This is a genomic window from Lysobacter sp. yr284, assembly GCF_900107375.1.
Lineage (GTDB): Bacteria > Pseudomonadota > Gammaproteobacteria > Xanthomonadales > Xanthomonadaceae > Lysobacter.
In genome coordinates this window covers 14,140-35,384 of record NZ_FNPT01000027.1, presented here as the reverse complement: position 1 = coordinate 35,384, position 21,245 = coordinate 14,140, and the positions used below count along the sequence as shown (strand labels likewise).

The 21,245-nt window shown below is 71.7% G+C and carries 16 protein-coding genes; 4 read left to right on the top strand and 12 right to left on the bottom strand.

Going from position 1 to position 21,245, the window contains the following annotated elements; all coding sequences use genetic code 11:
* Positions 1-221: 221 nt before the first annotated feature.
* The 12 genes from BLV01_RS23025 to BLV01_RS22970 all read right to left on the bottom strand — a co-directional run bounded on the left by BLV01_RS23025 (position 222) and on the right by BLV01_RS22970 (position 14,722).
* Positions 222-1,586 (bottom strand): dicarboxylate/amino acid:cation symporter, encoded by a 1,365-nt coding sequence (locus tag BLV01_RS23025; protein ID WP_091805730.1) that lies wholly within the window; start codon positions 1,584-1,586, stop codon positions 222-224.
* Between the two features lie 544 nt (positions 1,587-2,130).
* Positions 2,131-3,867 carry a BatD family protein gene (locus BLV01_RS23020; RefSeq protein WP_091805726.1) on the bottom strand — a complete coding sequence of 579 codons (1,737 nt, stop codon included), beginning with the start codon at positions 3,865-3,867 and terminating at the stop codon, positions 2,131-2,133.
* A gap of 4 nt (positions 3,868-3,871) precedes the next feature.
* Positions 3,872-5,620 (bottom strand): VWA domain-containing protein, encoded by a 1,749-nt coding sequence (locus tag BLV01_RS23015; protein WP_091805790.1) that lies wholly within the window; start codon positions 5,618-5,620, stop codon positions 3,872-3,874.
* Positions 5,617-6,630, bottom strand: a complete 1,014-nt coding sequence (locus BLV01_RS23010) for a vWA domain-containing protein (RefSeq protein WP_091805724.1) — start codon at positions 6,628-6,630, stop codon at positions 5,617-5,619. The genes BLV01_RS23015 and BLV01_RS23010 overlap by 4 nt, the downstream gene beginning before the upstream one ends.
* Positions 6,631-6,640: 10 nt before the next feature.
* Positions 6,641-7,102, bottom strand: a complete 462-nt coding sequence (locus BLV01_RS23005; protein ID WP_091805721.1) for a DUF4381 domain-containing protein — start codon at positions 7,100-7,102, stop codon at positions 6,641-6,643.
* Complete coding sequence (locus BLV01_RS23000) at positions 7,102-7,998, bottom strand: DUF58 domain-containing protein (protein ID WP_091805718.1); 897 nt, start codon at positions 7,996-7,998, stop codon at positions 7,102-7,104. The genes BLV01_RS23005 and BLV01_RS23000 overlap by 1 nt, the downstream gene beginning before the upstream one ends.
* 166 nt (positions 7,999-8,164) lie before the next feature.
* Positions 8,165-9,193 carry an AAA family ATPase gene (locus BLV01_RS22995; protein WP_091805715.1) on the bottom strand — a complete coding sequence of 343 codons (1,029 nt, stop codon included), beginning with the start codon at positions 9,191-9,193 and terminating at the stop codon, positions 8,165-8,167.
* A 268-nt stretch (positions 9,194-9,461) separates the two neighbouring features.
* Entirely contained in the window at positions 9,462-11,504 is a 2,043-nt protein-coding gene (gene pilQ / locus BLV01_RS22990) for a type IV pilus secretin PilQ (protein WP_091805712.1), read from the bottom strand.
* Positions 11,505-11,579: 75 nt separating this feature from the next.
* On the bottom strand, positions 11,580-12,131 hold the full coding sequence (locus tag BLV01_RS22985) for a pilus assembly protein PilP (protein WP_091805709.1): 552 nt from the start codon (positions 12,129-12,131) through the stop codon (positions 11,580-11,582).
* A gap of 1 nt (position 12,132) precedes the next feature.
* Positions 12,133-12,816 carry a type IV pilus inner membrane component PilO gene (gene pilO, locus BLV01_RS22980; RefSeq protein WP_091805706.1) on the bottom strand — a complete coding sequence of 228 codons (684 nt, stop codon included), beginning with the start codon at positions 12,814-12,816 and terminating at the stop codon, positions 12,133-12,135.
* Positions 12,813-13,664 carry a PilN domain-containing protein gene (locus BLV01_RS22975; RefSeq protein ID WP_091805703.1) on the bottom strand — a complete coding sequence of 284 codons (852 nt, stop codon included), beginning with the start codon at positions 13,662-13,664 and terminating at the stop codon, positions 12,813-12,815. The genes pilO and BLV01_RS22975 overlap by 4 nt, the downstream gene beginning before the upstream one ends.
* Positions 13,664-14,722 (bottom strand): pilus assembly protein PilM, encoded by a 1,059-nt coding sequence (locus BLV01_RS22970; RefSeq protein ID WP_057946404.1) that lies wholly within the window; start codon positions 14,720-14,722, stop codon positions 13,664-13,666. The genes BLV01_RS22975 and BLV01_RS22970 overlap by 1 nt, the downstream gene beginning before the upstream one ends.
* Positions 14,723-15,333: 611 nt before the next feature.
* On the opposite strand from BLV01_RS22970, the gene BLV01_RS22965 reads away from it, so the two are divergent.
* The 4 genes from BLV01_RS22965 (at position 15,334) to BLV01_RS22950 (ending at position 21,179) form a co-directional block, all read left to right on the top strand.
* Positions 15,334-17,901 (top strand): penicillin-binding protein 1A, encoded by a 2,568-nt coding sequence (locus BLV01_RS22965; RefSeq protein WP_091805701.1) that lies wholly within the window; start codon positions 15,334-15,336, stop codon positions 17,899-17,901.
* Between the two features lie 373 nt (positions 17,902-18,274).
* On the top strand, positions 18,275-18,928 hold the full coding sequence (locus tag BLV01_RS22960; RefSeq protein ID WP_091805698.1) for a hypothetical protein: 654 nt from the start codon (positions 18,275-18,277) through the stop codon (positions 18,926-18,928).
* 171 nt (positions 18,929-19,099) lie between these two features.
* Positions 19,100-20,107, top strand: a complete 1,008-nt coding sequence (locus BLV01_RS22955) for a hypothetical protein (RefSeq protein WP_091805696.1) — start codon at positions 19,100-19,102, stop codon at positions 20,105-20,107.
* Positions 20,108-20,162: 55 nt separating this feature from the next.
* Positions 20,163-21,179: a hypothetical protein gene (locus BLV01_RS22950; RefSeq protein ID WP_091805694.1), complete on the top strand. Its 1,017-nt coding sequence runs from the start codon at positions 20,163-20,165 to the stop codon at positions 21,177-21,179.
* The last annotated feature ends 66 nt before the right edge of the window (positions 21,180-21,245 follow it).

Sequence of the window (21,245 nt, the reverse complement as noted above, 5' to 3'; positions counted from 1 at the left end):
GGAGCGCACGAGGCCACGACCACGACCAGGAACGCGAACGCGTCCACGACTGCGACCGTGAACGCAACCGCAACCACGACCGCAGCTACAGCGCAAGAACGACCCCTGCGCAACAGCTGCGCTTTCGCAGTCGCGACTTGCGTCGCTCCTACAGGAAGCGGCCGCCACAACGAAAAAGCCCGCCAAACGGCGGGCTTTTCGCGAACGCAACGACGTCTCCGTCAATCCGCCAGCGTCTCCGCCGGCGGATCCTCCACCCCGCGCGACACCATCGAGGCGATGGCGATGTCGCCGGTGACGTTGAGCGTGGTCCGGCACATGTCGAGGAAGTGGTTGACGCCCAGGATCAGGCCGATGCCCTCCGGCGGCACCTTGACCATCGCGCAGATCATCGCCACCACCGGCAGCGAGCCCGACGGAACGCCGGCGGTGCCGATGCCGCCGAGGATGCACACCAGCATCACCATGACCTGCTGGCCCAAGGTCAGGTCGACGCCGAAGAACTGGGCCAGGAAGATCACCGTCACGCCCTCGAACAGCGCGGTGCCGTTCTGGTTCGCGGTCGCGCCCACGGTCAGCACGAAGCGCGAGATGCGCCGCGGCAGCTTGAGTTCGTCGGCCACGCGCAGCGCGGTCGGCAGGGTCGCGTTGCTGGAGGCGGTGGAGAACGCCAGCACCATCGCTTCCTGCGCGCCCTTGAAGAATTCCAGCGGCGAGCGGCCGCCGATGAACTTGATCGCCAGCGAGTAGGTCACGAACATGTGGATCGCCAGCGCCGACACCACCACCGCGACGTACTTGGCCAGCTTGAACAACAGGTCCCAGCCGAACTGCGAGGACAGGTTGAACATGAAGCAGAACACCGCATACGGCGCCAGCTTGATCACCAGCCCGATCAGGGTCATGGAGATCTCGAACAGGCCCTGCACGCCTTCGCGCAGCGTGTCCACGGCCTTGGAGCGGGTCAGCACCATGCCCACGCCGATCATCAGGGCGAAGAACATCACCGCCAGGATCGCGTCGTCGGCCGCGGCCTGGATCACGTTGCTGGGCACGATCGACACCAGCATCTGGATGCCCTTGGGCGCGTCGGTGCTGCCCTTGACGATGCTCTGCGCGCGCTCGGCGTTCTCGCTCATCAACTGCTGCGCCTGCGCCGGGTCCATGCCGGCCCCGGGTTTGAACACGTTGACCATCACCAGGCCCAGCACCACCGCCAGGCCCGACATCACGATGGTCAGGCCGAGCGTGCGCCAGCCGACCCGGCCGAACGAGCGGATGTCGCCCATCTCGCTCACGCCCATGACCAGGGCCGAGAACAGCAGCGGGATCACCAGCATGAAGATCAGGCGCAGGAAGATCTCGCCGGCCGGGCCGGTGATCACCTCGGTGAACAGCTTCAGCAGCGACTCGCAGCGCCAGCCGGTGGCGCCGGCCTCGCAGGCCTGCCCGGCAAGCTGCGCCCAGGTGATGCTCCCGACGCCCGCGGCGTAGACGATCAGGCCCAGGCCGAGGCCGGCGAGGAAGCCGATCGCCATCTTCCAGTGCAGCGGCAGCTGCTTGCGCGCGTTCTGGGTTTCGCTCATGGATACGCTCGTTATCGCCGGGCCAAAACAATCGGCAGGATACACCAGGGGTCCGCAAACGCCCGGACGGTGGGGTTTGGAAGCGCCGCAGCATCCGCGCGGCGCTCGCCTGTGGCAAGGGCTTCAGCCCTGACGCCTTCCGCTCGGGTCGCTGCGATCTGCGACAAAAGCGTCGGGACTGAAGTCCCTCCTACAACGGCGCAAGGCGGCGCCGGCCGACGTCTCTTGTGGGAGGGGCTTCAGCCCCGACGCCTTCCGCTCCGGTCGCCGCGATCTGCCACAAAAGCGTTGGGACTGAAGTCCCTCCTACAACGGCGCAAGGCGGCGCCGGCCGACGGCTCTTGTGGGAGGGGCTTCAGCCCCGACGCCTTCCGCTCAGGTCGCCGCGATCCGCAACAAAAGCGTTGGGACTGAAGTCCCTCCTACAACGGCGCAAGGCGGCGCCGGCCGACGGCTCTTGTGGGAGGGGCTTCAGCCCCGAGGCCTTCCGCTCGGGTCGCTGCGATTCGCAGCAAAAGCATCGGGACCGAGGTCCCTCCCGCACTCACTTGCCCGGCGGATACAACGGCGGCAGCGGCGAAGGCGGCGGCGCTGCGCCTTGCCGCCAGTGCGGCCCTTGCGCGAACGCGGCGCGCAGGCGGTTGCGCGCGTCCACGCCGTCGCCGCCGCCCCAGCGCGCGCGGCGCAAGGCCTGCACGGCGTCGCGCTGGGCCGGGTCGGCCAGGCGCTCGACGAGTTCGTCGTCGTCGGCCGCCGGCGGCCGCGCCAGTCCGCGCAGGACGCTGGCGATATGGTCGAAGTCGCCGCGGTCGATCAGTTCGCGCAAGGCCGGCAGGTTCAGCGCCAACGACGCCGGCGCCGCCGCGCCCGCAGGTGCGGCGCCCGCCTTGAGCGCCGGCGCGGCCGCCAAGCGCGGCTGCGCGCGCAGTTGCAGCGCCCACACCAGGGTGCCCAGCCACAGCAGCGCGAACAGCACCGCGGCGATCGCCCAGCCCTTGTGCACTGCGCCGGTACCGCCGCCGGAGGCGGCCGCGTCGATCGCGGCCGGCGCCGGGTTCGCGCCGGCCTCGCCCTGGGCGCCGGCGCCGCGCGCGGCGGCCACGGCCGGATTGGTCGGCGCCGCCTGGGTGCCGCCGATGCCCTGGCCCACCGTCCAGCTCAGCGGCGGCAGCGTGGCGCTGCGCGCGGCGCGCGCGTTCACGTCCCACCAGTCCAGGCGCAGTCCGTCCAGGCGCACTTCGCCTTCGCGCGAAGGCACCAGCGAGAACTTGCGGCTCAGCTTCACCCGCGGCCGCCCGCCGACGAAGGTCTCGTCGGCCTGGACCGGATCGGCGAACACCTGCACGCCGTCGATCGGCGGCAATTGCAGCTCCGGCATCTGCGCCAGGCCGGCGCCGTCGACGCTGGCCTCGATGGTCAGGCTGGCGGAATTGCCGACCCGCAACTGCTGCGGCGTGGAACGGTAGCTCAAGGTCAGGCTGCGCAGCGGCAGCCACGGCTGCGGCGCGTCGGCCGGCACCGGCCGCACCTGCAGGGTGCGCGCGCGGCTGACCGCACGGCGGGCGTCGCCGCCGCTGCCGGTGAGCTGCTCGATCAGGGTCGTGCCGACCCGGCCCTCGAACACCGCCGCCGGCATGGTCAGCGGGCCGCTGCGCTCGGGCACCAGCAGGAAGCGGCGCTCGACCACGGTGTAGCGCTGGCCGTTGGCGGTGCGCTCGTACTGCAGGTCGTCGCCGACCTTGGTCAGCGAGGCGCCGTCGGGCACCGGCTGGTCGATCTTGCCGCCGAGCACCGGCGTGGCCGCATACAGCCGCACCACCCAGCCGACCGCCTGCTGCACGTAGGGGCTGCTGTCGTCCGGCGCGGCGTCGATGAACACATCGCTGGTGGCGACCGCTTCGTCCGGCACCGCGGCCGGCGTCGGTTCCACGTACAGGTCCACCGGCGCGGTGCGCTGGCCGGCGACCTGCAGCGGCGGCACGCTCATGCGGCCGCTGCGCAGCGGCCGCAGCACCGCGCTGTAGCGGCTGCGCGCGACCATGCCCTGCGCGCCCGGTTCGATCCGGGTGTCGACGCTGGTGCCGACCAGTTCGAAGTTGGCCGACAACGGCGCGTAGTCCGGCGCGCCGCCGACCCGGCCGGTGACCTCGACGTTCAAGGTCGCCGTCTCGCCGGCGCGGATGCTGTTGCGGTCGAGCCAGGCGCGCACCTGCGCCGCGGCGCCGGCGCTGAAGCCGGCGAGCAGCAGGCACAGGGCGAATTTGAGCAGGTAACGCGACATCGCCTCAGTCTCCCTCCAGCGCCGACATCTGCCGGCGCGCGTACTCGATCTTGAACCGTTCCCGCAGCAGGCTGCCCGGGTCGTCGGGAACGCGCTTGAGCCAGGCGTCGTTGGCCTGCTGCCGCTCGCGCTGGGCCGGCGTGCGCGCCGGCTCGCGCGCGCCCGGCGGCGGCTGTTGCGCGCGCTGGCGCTCCAGCTCGCGCTGCATGCGCTCGCGCTGCTCCTGGTCGGCGCGGCGCTGCTGCTCGGGATCGTCGGCGGGCTTGGACCGGTCTTGCGGCTTGCCGTCCGGGTCGGGCTTCGGCGGCGGCGACTGCGGCTTGCCGTCGGGCGGTTGCTGCGAATCCGACGGCTGCGGCTTGGGATCGTCCTGCTTGGAACCCGGCGAGGGTTTCTGCTGCTGCCCCTTGCCGTTCTGGTTCTGCGGCGGCGGCCGCTTCATCGCCGCCTCCACCGCGCGCTTGTTGGCGAGGGCATCGGCCATGCCCGGCTGCTGCTTGAGCGCGCGGTCGTAGGCGGCGATGGCCTCCGGATAGCGGCCCTGGCGCGCCAGCGCGTTGCCGAGGTTGTACTGCGCGTCGGCGCCCTGGCCGCGCTTGTAGAGTTCGCTGGCCTGTTCGAAGCGCCCGGAGCGATAGGCCTGGTTGCCTTCGACGATGCGCTCGTGCGCGCTCTGGTCGGCGCGCTGCCACAGCGACTGCGCGCGCGCCGGCGCGGTCGCCAGCGGCAGGCCCAGGCACAGCAGCAGCGCCAGCGCGCCGGCGCCGCTGCGGCGGCGGAACGCCAGCAACGCCAGCAACAGCAACGGCGGCAACAGCCAGTAGCCGTCGTCCTCGCGCGCCAGCCGCTTCTCGCCGGCGCCGGCGCCGACGCGCGCATCGCCGCTGCCGGCGTTGCCGATCTGCAGTTCGCGCAGGTCGCGGTCGTCGGCGCTGAGCGCGGCGTAGCGGCCGTTGCCGGCGCGGACCAGTTCCTGCAGCGACGCGGTGTCGAGCCGGACCTTGACGATGCGGCCGTCGGGGCGCTGGAACGCGGCGCCGCCGGCGCTGCCCAGGCCCAGCACCGACACGCTGTAGCCGTCGCCGGCGGCCTTGCCCGCGGCGCGGTCGGCGGCGCTGTCGCCGCGGTCGGTGATCAGCACGATGCGGCCGCGCTTGAAGCCGCTCTGGCGCAGCAGCCGCGCCGACCAGGCGATGGCGCGATCGCCGCGCTGGCCGTCGCCGGGCATGATGTCCGGCGCCAGCGAATCCAGGAACACCGAGATGTTGTCGGGATCGTCGGTCAGCGGCGCCACGGTGTACGCGTCTTCGGCGTAGACCACCAACGCGATCTGGCCGCCGCCGGCGCGCGCGCGCAGCAGCGCGGCGAGCTTGGCCTTGGCCTGGGCCAGGCGGCTGGGCGGCAGGTCGCCGGCGAGGCTGCGGCTGGACAGATCCAGCGCCACCACCATCGGCGTGCTGCCCTGCCACAGCGGCTGCTCGCCCTGCGACCAACTGGGCCCGGCCAGCGCCGCCACCGCCAGCGCATAGCCCAGCGCCGCCGCGGCCATCGCCAGTTGCGAACGCCGGCCCGGCGCGCGGTCGAGCAGGTGCGCCAGCAGGTGCGCGTCGACCGCGCCCTGCCAGGCGTTGCGCTGGCGGCGGCTGCGCCACCACCACCCGCCCAGCAGCGGCAGCGCCAGCAGCGCCCACAGCCACTGCGGGCGCAGGAAGGTCAGCGGCGCCAGGTGTTCGAACCACGCCGAAGGATTCATGCCGGCCTCCGTCGCGGCCACGCGAACGCCAGCAGGCCCAGCGCCAGCGCGGCGCCGAGCGGCCACGGATAGCGCTCCAGCCGCGGCCGCACCGCCTTGCCTTCGCGCTGGACCGGTTCGAGCCGGTCGATCTCGGCATAGATGCCGGCCAGCTCGGCGGTGTCGCGGGCGCGGAAGAAGCGGCCGCCGGTGAGGTCGGCGATGCGGCGCAGCGCCGCTTCGTCGACCTCGGCGCCGCCGCTGGTGGGCAGGCGCACGCCGAACAGGGTCAGCACGCCGTCGCCGCCGAAGGCGATGGTGTGCACGCGCACGCCTTCGTCGCGGGCGATCTGCGCGGCGCGCATCGGATCGGGGGTGCCGGGCGTGTTGACGCCGTCGGTCAGCAGGATCAGCACGCGCTCGCGCTCGGGCAGCTGGCGCAGCCGCCGCACCGCCAGGCCGATGGCCTCGCCGATCGCGGTCTCCTGCCCGGCCAGGCCGACCAGGCTGTTGCCGAGCTGGTCGCGCACGGTGTCGCGGTCCAGGGTCAGCGGCGCCAGCACGTAGGCGCGGTTGCCGAACACCACTAGGCCGACGCGGTCGCCGACGCGGCGGTCGAGGAAGTCCGCCAGCACCGCCTTGGCCGCGGTCAGGCGGTCGACGTTGCGCCGGCCCAGGGTCATGTCCTGTTCGCTCATGCTGCCCGACAGGTCCAGCGCCAGCATCATGCCGCGGCCGACCTGCGGCGGACGGATCGGATCGCCGAGCTGTTGCGGCCGCGCCGCGGCCAGGCACAGCAGCGCCCAGGCCAGCCACAGCAGCCAGCCGCCACCGCCGCCGCGCAGGCCGCGCCCGCCGGCCGCGGCGACCGCGTCCAGGCGTGCGCCGAACGGCACCTTCAGCGCCGCCGAACCGTCGCGCGCCGGCGGCAGCAGCCAGCGCGCCAGCAGCGGCAACGGCAACGCCGCCAGCCACCACGGCCAGGCGAACAGCTCGCGCCACTCGGCGATCAATGCGCCCACCCCGGTCATCGCGGCCCACTCATGCGCGCACGCCCATCCATTGCAGGAACCGCCGCCGCGCCAGTTCGCGCAGCGCGGCCGCCTGGGCCGGATCGACCTGGCGCCGGTAGCCGCCTTCCAACAGCAGCCGGCCGGGACCTTCGGCGAAGTCGCGGCGCTTGCTGCCGCGATCGAGGAATTCCAGCCAGGCCTGGCCGTCGAGGGTCTCGGCGGCGCGGTCGCGGCGGCGGCCGGCGCGGCGCAGCAGTTCGGAGATCGCCGCGACCTGCGCGACCGGCGTGGTCGCCGCGGCCAGGGCTTGGTCGAACACGCGCTCGGCCTCGCGCCGGCGGCGGCTGCGGCGGCGTTGCCACCACCACAGCGACAGCGCCAGCGCGGCCAGCACCGCCAGCAGCAGCCACCAGCCCGGCGCCAGCGGCCACAGCGACGGCGCGCCCGGCAGGTGCACGTCGCGCAGCGGCAGTTGTTTCGGCGAGGCCATCAGGCCACCAGCGGCCGGGTGCGGCCCAGCAGCGGCAGCCAGGATTCGCTGGCCGCGTCGGTCGACAGCGCCTGCACGCGCACGCCGCGCGCCGGCAGTTTTTCCAGCGCGGCCTGCACCGGGGCGACGAAGCTGGCGTGCCAGCGCTGGCGCTGGGCCGGCGCGCCGAGGTCCAGCTCGATGCGCTGGCCGTCGTGGCTGAACGGCAGCGCGGCCTTCGGCGGCGCCGCTTCGATCGGATCGGTCAGCAGCAGCACGATCACTTCGTGGTGTTGGGCCAGCACCGCCCAACGCCGCTGCGGCAGCGCGGCGACGCTGCCGGGCTCGGCCAGCACCACCATGCGCGAACCCGGACGCAGCAGGCGCGCGGCGTGGTCGAGCGCGACCTCCAGCCCGGCGTCCTCGGCCGGCGGCTGCGCATACCAGCGCACCATCGCGTCGAGCACGCGCAGCGCGCCGCGCGGACCGCTGCCCGGATTCACCGGCGGCTCGCGCAGGCTGCCGCGCAGCGCGGCGATGCGGTCGCCGTCGCGCGCCGCGGCCCAGGCCGCGACCGCGCCGGCGCGCGCGGCCTGCACCGACTTGAAGCGCACGCGGGTGCCGAAGTACAGCGCCGGCGAGGTGTCGGCGACGATCAGGCTAAGGCGCTCGCGCTCGGCCTGGAACAATTTGGTATGGGCGCGGCCGGTGCGCGCGGTCAGCCGCCAGTCGATGTGGCGGGCGTCGTCGCCGTTGGAGTATTCGCGCGACTCGGCGTACTCCATGCCGCGCCCGCGCAGCGGCGACAGCGCCTGCCCGCTGACGCCGTGGCGGCCCTGGCGCGCGCTGCGGCGGCCGGCGACGGCGGCGCGCAGCGCCACCAGTTCGGCCAGGCTGGGAACGACCCCGTCGCTCATCGAGTCCTCTCACTCCGATCCCTGGGTGAACGCGACACGCTCGTCCGCGCAAGCGCGTCCGCCGCGATCGCCGCTGCCGCGGATCGCGAAGCTGCGATCGCGAAATTCCGATCCCGAAACTGCGATTTCAAAGCTCGATCCGCAAACACGATCCCGCCCCATGGCCTCAAGGCAACGGCACCTTCTTGAGCAATTCGCCGAGCAGGCGATCGCCGTCCCAGCCTTCGGCGGTGGCCTCGTAGCTGGGCAGGATGCGGTGGCGCAGCACGTCCGGGGCGATCGCGCGCACGTCGTCGGGGGTGACGAAGTCGCGTCCGGCCAGCCAGGCATGCGCGCGCGCGCAACGCTCCAGGGCGATCGAGCCGCGCGGGCTCGCGCCCCAGGCGATGCGCCGGGCCAGGGTGGCGTCGTAGCGGGCGGCGTCGCGCGAGGCCAGCACCAGCTCGACCAGATAGCGCTCGACCGCAGGAGCGACGTGCAGGTCCAGCACCGCCGAGCGCGCGGCGAACACGTCCGCCAGCGGCATGCGCTGCACCGCCACCGGCGCGGGCTTGAGCGTCTGCCGGGCGCGCTCGCGCGCCAGGCGCAGGATCTCGGCCTCGGCCGCGGCCTCGGGATAGCCGATGCGCACGTGCATGAGGAAACGGTCGAGCTGGGCCTCGGGCAGCGGGAACGTGCCCTCCTGCTCGATCGGGTTCTGGGTCGCCATCACCAGGAACAGCGGCGGCAGCGCATAGGTGGCGCGGCCGACGGTGACCTGGCGCTCGCCCATCGCCTCCAGCAGCGCCGACTGCACCTTGGCCGGGGCGCGGTTGATTTCGTCGGCGAGCAGGATCGGATGGAAGATCGGCCCGGCCTGGAACTCGAAGCGGCCTTCCTGCGGGCGCCACACCTCGGTGCCGGTGAGGTCGGCCGGCAACAGGTCCGGAGTGAACTGGACGCGGGCGAAGTCGGCCTCCAGGCGCGCGGCCAGCGCGCGCACCGCGCTGGTCTTGGCCAGCCCGGGCGCGCCCTCGACCAACAGGTGGCCGTCGGCGAGCAGGGCGATCAGCAGGCGCTCGATCAGTTCGGCCTGGCCGACGATCTCGACGGCTAGGGCATCGCGCAATTGCCTGAACGCGTCGTGCAGGCGGGCGACATCGGCGGGAGAAGTGGCGGCAACAGGGGCTTGGGCGTGATCGGTAGCGCTGTCCATCCGGTATCCATGGCGGCGAAGCGGGCAAACGAAGGCATTACTTTAGCGGGCAATACGGCATCGGTACGGCGATTCTGACCGAAGTTCGCCCCGCAGGTTCAACCCGCGGGCCCGATCAGGCCCCGGCGCGGCCGCAGCGGGCGCGCCGGAAGCGGGTTTTGGCCGGGAACGGCAAACCCGGCGACGGGTCGCAGCGCCCGCCGGCGCGGCCGGCCCGCACAAATGCGAAGAGGGCCCGAAGGCCCTCTGCGCGTGCGCCGCGGCGCGATCAGCGCTGCGCGACCTTCATCACCTTGGGGGTCACGAAGATCAACAGCTCGGCCTTGTCCTTGCTGCGGGTCTTTTTCTTGAACAGATTGCCCAGGAACGGGATGTCGGCGAGGAACGGCACCTTGCTCAGGTCGCTGCGGTCGCGGAACTCGTACACGCCGCCGATCACGACGGTCTGGCCGTCTTCCACCAGCACCGCGGTGTTGATGTTGCGCTTGTTGATCTGCGGCACCTCGCCGATCGAGGTGTTGACGTAGCGGCTGATCTCGTCCTTCTTGACGTCCAGGTTCAGGAACACGCGGCCGTCGTTGGTGATGGTCGGGTTGACCTTCATCTCCATCAGCACGTCCTTGAACTGCACGTTCGGGATCGGAATGCTGTTGCCGCCCTGCTGCGGCGAGATCGTCACGTAGCCGACCTCCTCGCCCTGGCGGATCACCGCCTCGCGCTGGTTGCTGGTCACCACGCGCGGGTTGGACACGACTTCGCCGCGGCCCTCGGTCTGCATCGCGCTGAACTCCATGTCCAGGTCGACGTACTTGCCCAGGATGGTGAAGGCGATCGCGCCGGCCGGGTTGAGCCGGGCCAGGTTGGTGTTGAGGCTGGCCGGGAACAGGAACGCCGGGTTGGTCAGGGTCTGCAGCAGCGAACGGGCCTGGTCGTTCAACGTGGCGTACTTGGCCGGATCGGAGTCGCGGAACGTCGAGGCGTCGTCGGTCAACTGCCTCGCCTGCTGCCGGATCAAGTCGTTCTTGGCCGCGATGTTGCGATAGTTGTTGATGCTCTCCAGCGTACCGCTGGTGATCACGTCGCCCTTCTGGCCCGACACGCCGAAGCGCGCGCCCAGGTCGCGGGCGAAGCTCTCGCTGGCGATGACGATGCGGGCCTCGATCAGGACCTGGTCGACCGGGCGGTCGATGACCTTGATCAGCTCCTTCATCTGCGCGACTTTCTTGGGAATGTCGCTGATCATCAGGGTGTTGGTGCGCTCGTCCGCGACCAGCCGCCCGCGCGGAGAAAGGAAGCCGTTCTCGTTGCTGTTGTTGCTGTTGGACGCGCCGCCGGAGCCGCCGCCGATGCCCTTGGCCTCGGTCAGCGCCTTATAGATCTGCGCGGCGTTGTGGTAGTTGATCTGCACGTACTCGGTGGCCAGGTCGACGCGGTTGTCGAGGGCGATGCGCGCGTCCTCGCGGTCCTGCTCGTACTTGGCGACCTCGGCCTGCGGCGCGACCCACACCACGTTGCCGCTGCGGCGCTTGTCCAGGCCCTTGGCCTGCAGGACGATGTCCAGCGCCTGGTCCCACGGCACGTTGACCAGGCGCAGGGTGACGTTGCCCTGCACGGTGTCGGCGGCGACGATGTTGAGGTTCGACTCCTCGGCGACCAACTGCAGCACGGTGCGCACCGGCACGTCCTGGAAGTTGAAGGTCACCGGGCGGCCGGAGTAGCTGCGCGCGGCGACCGGCGCGCTGCCGCCGATGGTGCCGGACGTCGGCGCGGCGGCCGCGCCCGCGGCGGGCCTGGCGCCGACCGCGCCGACCGCGCGATTGCCGGTCTGGGCGGTGCGCGGCACCACTTCGACGATGTAGTCGCGGCCGGTCTGGTAGGCCATGGTGTCGACCGCGCCGGCGGTGTTGAGCACCAGTTGCGAACCGGTGCCGGCGCTGCGCGCGTCGATGCGCTGCACCGGCGTGGCGAAGTCGGCGACGTTGAGCGGACGCTGCAGCGCCGCCGGCAACTGCGCGTTGCCGACGTCGATGGTGACCTGCGAGCCCTGGCTGCGCATGTCGGGCAGCGCGCCGTCGCCGCTGAAGCGCACGATCAGCTTGCCGGAGCCGCCGTCGCCGCGCTTGAAGTCGATGTTGGCGACCGAGATGGTGCCCGGCAGCTGCTTGGCGGGGTCGTTGCTCGGCGTCGGCGCGACCGCCGGGGCCGGCGCGAGCGCGGGCTTGGCGGCGGCAGCGACCGGTTCGGCGGCGTTGACCGCGCTGATGCCGGCGAGCAGGCCGAGCGCGAGCCCGGCCAGACGGGGCGCGGCCATGCGGGCGCCGGATGCCATGGGGCGTCGGTCCGACCGCATGTGGTTGGCGTTGAATACGATCATCATGCAATCCCCTTATTGATCTTCCAGCGCGACGGAGGCCGGTCGTTCCAACCAGCCGCCAGCGCCATCCGGCACCAGTTCCACCAAGTCGATGCGCTCCTCAGACACGCCGGTCACGCGACCGTCGTTCTGCCCCATGTACGCACCGGGTCGAACACGATAAGTCACTTTGTCGGGCGCCATCACCAGCGCCACGATGTTCTTGCCCGTACCCAGGGTACCGACCATGTCCAGGCCGTCGAGCGGGAACGCCTCGAGCGGCTGCTTGCGGCGCACCTTGTCCGGACGCAGGCCGGAGCTGCTGTCTTCGTCGGTGAAGGCGGTGCTGAACGGATCGCGCAGGTCCTGCGCGGCATATTCGAAGGTTTCGAACTGCTGCATCACCGGCAGCGGATCCAGCGGCGGCGCCGGGCGCGCCTTGACCTCGGCGACCCACTTCTCGAGGTTGGGCGCTTCGCCGGGCGTGCTGGTGATGCTGCGGAAGCAGCCGGTGGCCGACAGCGCCAGGACCACGGCGCACGCGGCGAACAGGCGGGACGGCTTCGACACGGAACTCGCTCGCATGTCAGTTGCCCTCCTTCTTGGCGCCGTCCGACCCGTCGGCGGGCGGGCTCTGTGCAGCCATCTCTTCCTCGTCCAGGTAGCGGTAGGTCTTGACCGTGCCGGCCAGTTCCAGCGGGCTGTTCGGGGTGATCCCGCCCATCGCGTCCTTGCTGTTGTTGCCCTTGGGCTTCAGCGAGATGTCGTGCATGGTCATGATGACCACGCGCGGCAGCGAGGCCACGCCGCTGACGAAGGCGCCGAACTGGTGGTAGGTGCCGACCATGCGCAGCGCGATCGGCTTCTCGGCGTAGAACTCCTTGGGAACTTCCGCGCCGGGCTGGAACAGTTCGTTGGAGATGCCGGTGGCCAGCGCGGTCTGCGAGATGTCGACGATCAGGTCCGGCATCTCGGTCTTGCTCGGCAACTGACGCAGCATCTGCTGCAGCTGCTGCTCCATCTGGGTCAGCTGCTGCTTGAGCGGCTCGAGGTTGGCGGCGCGGCCCTGCTTGGTCTCGAAGGTCTGGCGCAGCTCGGTTTCCTTGCCTTCCAGGCTTTCCAGTTCGGTGCGCTTGTCGCTCACGAACAGGTACCAGGCCAGGCCGACGATCACCAGGCCGACCACGGCGCAGAACACGATCTGCGCCTGCCGCGGCCAGCTGCCGATGTTGTTGAAGTCCAAGTTCTTCATCGAAGCCTTCTTGCTCACGACGCGGCTCCAGTCTTGGTGGGGGCGGCGGCCGGCGCGGCGGGCTTGGCCGGTGCGGCGGCGGGCTTGGCAGCCGGCGGCTGCGCCGGCGCGGCGGGCGCCTGGCCGGGCTTGGCCGCGGCCGGAGCCGCAGGCGCGCTGCCGGGAGCGGCGGCCGCAGCGTTGCCGGCCGGGGCGGCGGGCGCCGGCGCGGGCGCGGCGGTGCCGGCGGCCGGGGCGGCGCCCGGCGCGGTGGCCGCGGCGGCTTCGGCCGGAGCGGCCGGCGCGTCGGGAATGCCGTCGCCGTCCTCGTCCTTGGGCGCGTTCGGATTGGCCAGCTTGACCGTCAGCTTGAACTCGTACGGCAGGCCCTTACCGCCGCCGTCCTTGGCCTCGATGATGGTCAGGTCCGGCTTGCTCATCCAGCCGGAGACCTCGAGGTTGCGCATGTAGGTGCTGACGCGCGCGTTGGACTGCGCGCGGCCTTCCAGGGTCAGGGTCTCGGCGTCCTGCTTGATCGCGGTCAGCACCGCGCCGTCGGGAATGGTGCGCACCAGCGAATCGAACAGGTGCACCATCTGCGAGCGGTTGGACTGCAGCTTCTCGATCACTTCCTTGCGCGCGAGCAGCTTGGCCTTCTTCTTGTCGAGCTCCTCGATCTCCGCGATCTTCTTGTCGACCTCGGCGATCTGGCCGTCGAGGAAGCTGTTGCGCTTCTGCTGGCCGCTGATTTCGTTGCTGTAGTAGAAGACGATCAGGAACGACAGCGCCGCCGCGGCCAGGGCCGACAGGCCCAGCATCGCGCCGAATTCCTTCTGCCGTGCCTTGCGGCGCTCGGCGCGCCACGGGAGCAGGTTGATGCGTGCCATCAGTCGAAGCTCCTCAGGGCCAGGCCGCAGGCGATCATCAGCGCGGGAGCGTCCTGCGCCAGCGCGTGCGCCTGCACGCGCGGCCCCAGGGTCATGTGCGCGAGCGGATTGGCCACCGTGGTCGGGATGCCGAGTTGCTCTTCGACCATCTCGGCGATGCGCGGGATCGAGGCGCCGCCGCCGGCCAGGACGATCTGGTCGACGCGGTTGAACTCGCTGCCGGCATAGAAGAACTGCAGCAGGCGGCTGACCTGCTGAACCATGGCTTCCTTGAACGGCTCCAGCACCTCGGCCTGGTAGCTCTCCGGCAGCCCGCCCTGGCGCTTGGCCAGGCCGGCTTCCTCGTAGCTCAGGCCGTAGCGGCGCATGACCTCGTCGGTCAGCTGCTTGCCGCCGAACACCTGCTCGCGGTGATAGAGGCTGCGGCCGTTGCGCAGGACGTTCAGCGTGGTCATGGTCGCGCCCGAGTCGACCAGGGCGACCAGGCCGTCGCGCGGCCCGCTGAGGGTGTCGGCGAGCAGCGCGAACGCGTTCTCGATCGCGAAGGCTTCCACGTCCATGACCCGCGGGGTCAGGCCGCCGAGCTCCAGCGCCGAGGCGCGCACTTCCACGTTCTCCGAACGCGACGCGGCCAGCAGCACCTGGATCATGTCCGGGCTGCCCGGCATCGGGCCGAGGACTTCGAAATCGTGGTTGACCTCGTCGATCGGATACGGCACGTAGTTCGCCGCTTCCAGCTCGACCTGCGACTCCAGGTCGTCTTCGTCCAGGTCGGCCGGCATGCCGATGACGCGGGTGATCACCGAGGAACCGGCGACCGCCGCGGCGGCGTGCTTGGCGCGGGTCCCCGATCGGGCGACGGCGCGTTTGATCGCCTCGCCCACCGCTTCGACCTCGACGATGTTCTTTTCCACCACCGCGTTCGGCGGCAACGGCTCGACCGCGTAATGCTCAACGCGGTAGCGATTGCCCGCACGCGAAAGTTGCAATAACTTTACCGCGGTCGAACTGATGTCCACGCCGACGAGAGCCGGCTGGCTTTTTGTGATGAGTCCCACAGTTATCTCCCCATGCCACAAGCGCTTACGCGCACTTCGTGTGGCCCCGGCTTAGATAACGGACTTTTCACAGGCTGGCAACCACTTCTTTCACGATTGCCAACCAAGTCGTGCTTTTTTGACCTTTGGCGTCACGTGACCGCCACGGTCAGTCCACCTGGGTGACACATACCGCTGGAGCCCCCGAAACCGCGATTCAGGGCGCGGTTCGCGCGCCCGGGGCCGGATGCGCTGCGTCCGCGCCGGGCTTGCGCGCCCGGGTTCGCCCGATCCTGCCGGCGGGTGCGCACCGCGATCCGTGCCGGCGCCTGCAATTTCCCAGCGAACCGCCACCGCGCAGTGCGCGCGCGCTCACAGCTCGCGCAAGCCGTGCCAGCCACGGGTGAGACTGCGTGAGCGCCAGCGCGCCCGGCGGCGGCCCGGCGCCGATCGCGCGGCGAGCGGCCCGCCCGCCGGTCCCGCCCGCCGCCGCCCGCGGGCGCGGCCGGCCTGGCCCGCCCCGGGGTGCCGCACCGCGTCACCCCGGCCGCGGGCGGAACGCGACCCGGGTCGCGTTCCGCGCTCATCTATACTTCCCCGCCACGACCACACGACACCCGGAAGCCCAATAGATGTCCCGACTTCGCCGTTGGCTGCGCTGGGCGCTGTACGCGTTCATCGGTGCGGCCCTGCTGGGCGCGATCGCGCTCGGCACGCTGTACTACCTGATCGTGCCCAAGCTGCCGGACGTTGAGACCCTGCGCACGATCGAGCTGCAGGAGCCGATGTACGTCTACGCCCGCGACGGCCGCCTGATGGCGATGTTCGGCGAGACCCGGCGCTACCCGGTGGCGATCGAGGACGTGCCCGACCGGCTCAAGAACGCGTTCATCGCGATCGAAGACTCGCGCTTCTACACCCACCACGGCATCGACTACAAAGGCATCGGGCGCGCGGTGTGGCTGCTGGCCACCACCGACGACAAGCGCGTGCCCGGCGGCTCGACCATCACCCAGCAGGTCGCGCGCCAGTACTTCCTGAGCTCGGAATACAGCTACAAGCGCAAGCTCGGCGAAATGCTGCTGGCGATGCGCATGGAGCGCGAGCTGAGCAAGGACGAGATCTTCGAGCTGTACTTGAACAAGAGCTTCTTCGGCAACCGCGCCTACGGCGTCGGCGCCGCCGCCGAGTTCTACTACGGCAAGAAGATGAACGAGCTGAGCCTGGACGAGATGGCCTCGCTCGCCGGCATCCCGAAGTTCCCCTCCAGCGGCAACCCGCTGAGCAATCCCGACCGCGCCAAGATCCGCCGCGACTACATCCTCGACCGCATGGCCGAGCAGAACTTCGTGACCCGCGCCGAAGCCGACGCGGCCAAGGCGGTGGCGATGCACGCCAGCCCGCACGAGCGCCCGGTCGAGGTGTACGCGCCGTACGTGGCCGAGATGGTCCGCCAGGAGATGGTCGCCCGCTACGGCGCCGAGGCGCTGACCAAGGGCTACCACGTCACCACCACCATCGACCCGCAGCTGCAGACCGCGGCCGACAAGGCGATCCGCGAGGGCCTGTCGGTGTACGACCGCCGCCACGGCTGGCACGGCGTGGAGCAGCACTTCGAACTGGCGCCGAGCGAGGACGCCACCGCCGCCAAGGTGCGCCTGCGCGGCATCCCGGCCCAGGCCAACCTGTTGCCGGCGGTGGTGCTGTCGGCGGCCGGCGGCCAGGCCAGCGTGGTGCTCGCCGACGGCACCGAACTCGCCCTGGGCGAGAAGCAGGGCTTCCTCGGCCGCAGCCCCGGCAGCCTGCTCAAGCGCGGCGACCTGGTGCGGGTGGCGCGGATCGAGACCGCCGCGCCGGCGCCCGCCGCCGCGCCCGCCGCGACGCCCGGCGAAACCGCCGCGCCGCCGGCGGCGCCGCCGACGATCAGCTACCGCCTCGACCAGCTGCCGCAGGCGCAGGCCGCGCTGGTCTCGCTGGAACCGGGCGACGGCGCGCTGCGCGCGCTGTCCGGCGGCTACAGCTTCGCCGGCGCCAAGTTCAACCGCGCCACCCAGGCGCGGCGCCAGCCGGGTTCGAGCTTCAAGCCGTTCGTGTACGCGGCCGCGTTCGAACGCGGCTACAACCCGGCCTCGATCGTGCTCGACGCCCCGGTGGTGTTCAAGGACCGCCGCGGCCACATCTGGCGCCCGCAGAACGACAGCGGCAACTTCGCCGGCCCGATGCGCGTGCGCGAGGCGATGGTGCAGTCGCGCAACCTGGTCTCGGTGCGCCTGCTCGACGCCATCGGCGTCGACTTCGCGCGCAAGTACATCAGCCACTTCGGCTTCGACATCGAACAGCTGCCGCCGAACCTGTCGATGTCGCTGGGCACCGCCTCGCTGACGCCGCTGTCGGTCGCGCGCGGTTACGCCACCTTCGCCAACGGCGGCTTCCGCGTCGATCCGTGGTTCATCGACGAGGTCAAGGACCGCGCCGGCGCGGTGGTGTTCAAGGAAAAGCCCGCCACCGCCTGCCCGCAGTGCGTCGGCCGCGGCGGCACCGCCAGCGCGGCGCTGCCGGCCAACAACATCGTCGACGGCTTCGACCTGGGCCCGGCGCCGGGCGCGGTCGCCGGCGCCAAGAAGCCCGATCCGAAGAAGGAAAAGGACAAGAAGGCCAAGCCCGAGGAGCCGGCGAAGAAGCTCACGCCGCAGGAGATCGCGCAGATCAAGGTCGCGCCGCGCGCGATCGACGACCGCATCGCCTACCAGATCGTCTCGATGCTGCGCGACGTGGTCAAGCGCGGCACCGGCACCGCGGCCAAGGTGCTCGGCCGCGACGACGTCGGCGGCAAGACCGGCTCGACCAACGACCACCGCGACGCATGGTTCTCCGGCTTCGGCGGCCCCTACGTCACCACCGTCTGGGTCGGCCGCGACAACTACAAGTCGCTGGGCTACCGCGAATACGGCGGCAAGGCCGCGCTGCCGATCTGGATCGACTACATGCGCGCGGCGCTCAAGGACCAGCCGCTGCACGACAACGAGCCGCCGGAAGGCATGGTCAAGGTCTCGGTCGGCGCCAGCGGCGCGCTGATCCCCGACGGCGCCGGCGGCATCGTCGAGTGGGTCAAGGCCGAGGACCTGGAGCGGATGCAGACCTACACCGACTACGGCAGCGAAGACCAGGCGCCGTCGGAAGAATCCTTCGACATCTTCTGACCGCGGCCCCATCGCGAAAACCCGAAGCCGCACGCCTCGCGCGTGCGGCTTTTTTTCTGCCCGTGCTGGGGCGTTCGCGGGAAAGCCAGCGGCTTTTGTGGGAGGGCCTTCAGGCCCGATGCTCCGAGCGGTTGTGGGAGGGCCATCAGGCCCGACGCTTTCCGGTCAGGTCGCGGCGATCAGAAAGAAGAGCATCGGGCCTGAAGGCCCTCCCACAACCGCCTGAACACAGCCCCGCTTGCCCGATCTGGCGCCTCGCCGCACGGCCCGGCGTGGACATTGCCGCGCCGCGCGGACGTGCTAGCTTTGGCCTGCCGGTGCACCCCGGCCGCGGCGAGCGCCCTCGCCGTGACGTGCCCGCCCGGAGGTCGAGATGCACCAGGCCCGACAGCACGCACACCAGCATGCGCAGACCCGCACCCGCGAGCGTCGCCGGCGCGTGGCCCACGAGGCGGCCCGGCTGATGGCCGAAAGCGGCTACCGCGATTACCACCAGGCCAAGCTCAAGGCCGCCGAACGCCTCGGCATCTTCGACGACGCCTCGCTGCCGGCGAACCGCGAGATCGAAGACGCGCTGCGCGAGTACCAGCGCCTGTTCCAGCGCGAGCACGCCGACGGCCTGCGCCAGCGCCGCGAGGCCGCGCTGCGGGCGATGGAGTTCTTCGCCGGCTTCGAACCGCGCCTGGTCGGGCCGGTGCTCGACGGCACCGCCGACGCGCGCAGCCCGGTCGCCCTGCATCTTTACTGCGACGATTTCGAAGCGGTGCCGCGCTTCCTGGAACAGCACCACATCCCGGCCGAAACGCGCGAACGCCGCTTGCGCCTGGACCGCGAGCGCGCCGAGGACTTCCCGGTGTGGGTGTTCAGCGCCGAAGAACTGGGCTTCGACCTGACCGTGCTGCCGCTGGACGTGCTGCGCCAGGCGCCGCTGTCCAACGTCGACGAGAAACCGATGCGGCGCGCCTCGGCCGCGCAGTTGCGGCAGATCCTGGCCGAAGAGGAAATCTCGCTGTTCGAGCGCGGCTGAGCGCCGGCGCGATCGCCATCGCACCGCAAGGCTCCTGCGGGAAGCACTTGAGTCCCGACGCTTTCGCGCCGGATCGCGGCGAGCGGATCGATAGGCGTCGGAACTGAAGTCCCTGCCACCAAAGCTCGGCAACGGCCGCGACCGCGGCTCACTCGACCGGATCGAAGCGACATGCAAGGACTGCAACCGCGCACCGCCCACGCTGCCGACCGCCGGCGTTCCTGGCGCCTCATCCATCTCGCGCTCCTGGCCGCGGCCATGGCGCCGGCGACGTGGGCCGCCGCGGCGACCACCCAGGCCGGCGGCGCTGCAGCGTCGACTACCGCTGCCAAAACCGGCGCCGCTCCAGTTCCACGCACCGCCGCGCCGGCCAACGCCGGCACCACCGTCGCCGACGTGATCGCACGCCTGCGCGCCCGCGCCGCCGCCTCGCAGCGCAGCCCGGCGGTGCGCGCCGATTACCTCGCCCTGTTGCGCGCGCAAGGCCTGAGCGAGCAACAACTGCCCTACCCCGACTTCGCCTGGCTCCGGTTGCTGTTCGAAGCCTCGCGCGACGGCGGTTACTGGAACCTGCGCTGGGCGATCACCGACCGCGAACCCAATTCGGACGCGATCTGGCGGCAATGGCAGGCGCTGCGCGCGCCGGCGCCCGACCGCGCCACCGCGGTGGCCGAGTGCGACGAACTGTCGGCGTTCTACGCCACCCTCGCCCGCCTGGGCGGCGTCCACGGCGTCGGCCTGCTGTGGCCTACGTCCAACCACACGGTCGCGGTCTGGAGCCGCCCCGGCCCGCCGCGCGAAACGCGCATCGTGGTGCCGACCACGCTGATCTTCCTCGGCCGCAACGACAGCTTCGGCAGCCGCGGTTTCGACCCATGGAAGCAGAAACGCATCTATCCCTACACCCGCGCCGACATCGCGCCCGCGCAGCGGCTGCCGCCGGCGCTGGCCGGGTTCCTGATCGCGCAGGCCGACCGCTACGCCGACGCCTCCGGCCTGGGCCTGCAACGCCTGCGCGAGTTGCGCGAAGGCGTGCTCAAGGGCGCGCTCGGCGCCGCCGACGCCGCAAGCCAGGCGCGCCGGCAACGCGACGCCCTGCCGACGAGCGCCGCCGCCGATCGCGCCGCGTACGCGCACTTCATCGAGGCCATGCGCGGGCGCGGCCCCGAGCTGGACTGAACCGCGCGCGGCAGCGGTGCGTGGAATACTGCGGCGACGCCGCAAGGACCGCACGATGACCGCTCATGCAACCCGCCGCCGCAGCGCCAGCGCACTGTCGCTGGCCGCAGCGCTGTGGCTCGCCGTTGCGGCGTTCGCCGCCGCGCCCGGCGCCTTCGCCGCGGAACCGGCGCACTACCTGCAACTGGACCCGCACTGGGTCGGCGAGCCCTACCAATGGCAGCTCGAGGACGGCACCGTGCTCCAGCGCGGCGTGACCGACGAGAGCGCGCGCGCCGCGGTGTCCGCCCGTCCCGGCCAGGAACGCTATGCGCTGGAAACCCTGGCGATGCGCTCTCCGGTGCGGATCGCGGCGGAGTGCTGGAAGCGGCCGCAGGCGCGTTTCGACGCCTGCATCGAACGCGGCGAGGCGGGGCCGTCGCGCGCGCGCCAGCACGCCGAGGCCGACTCCGACCGCGCCCTGGACGAAAACCTGCGCCGGCGCAGCGCGCGCGCCGCCTGGACCGGCCTGGACGAACGCACCGTGGCCCGGCGCCTGCGCCGCGCGCTCGACGCGCAGGCCGCCTGGGACGCCAGCGCGCAGGCGCGGCAGCCGCCCGCGCGCCTGGATTGCGCCACCGCCGGCGCCGGCCTGCCGCCGCTGGCGGACGCGGGCCAGCGCCGTTTCCGCGCCGCGCTGGACGCCGGCGCGCGCACGCCGGCCGGCGAGGCCGAGCTGATCGCCGCCGCGCGCCTGGGCCACTGGCGTGCGGCCGCCGCGCTGGCCAAGCTCGCGCTGTACGACGACGACTGGGAATCGGCGCAGACCCTCGCCGCCTGGCTGCTCGAACGCGGCGCGCCGGCCGGCTACAACGCGCTGGCGCGCAGCCTGGACGTGGCGGGGAGCTACGAACACGGCCGCGCCACGCCCGGCGAACGCGACCTGGTCGCACGCCTGCGCCGGCGCGCGGCGCTGAGCGGCGATCCCGGCGCGCAGATGGATCTGGCCGACGAATTGGAAGCGAGCGACCCCGCCGGCGCGCAACGCCTGCGCGACTGCGCGCGCCAGCGGTTTCCCGACATCGACGGCTGAGCCGCTGCTCGCGCGCCGCGCGCGCAAACGAAAACGCCCCGCATAAGCGGGGCGTTTGGCCAGCGT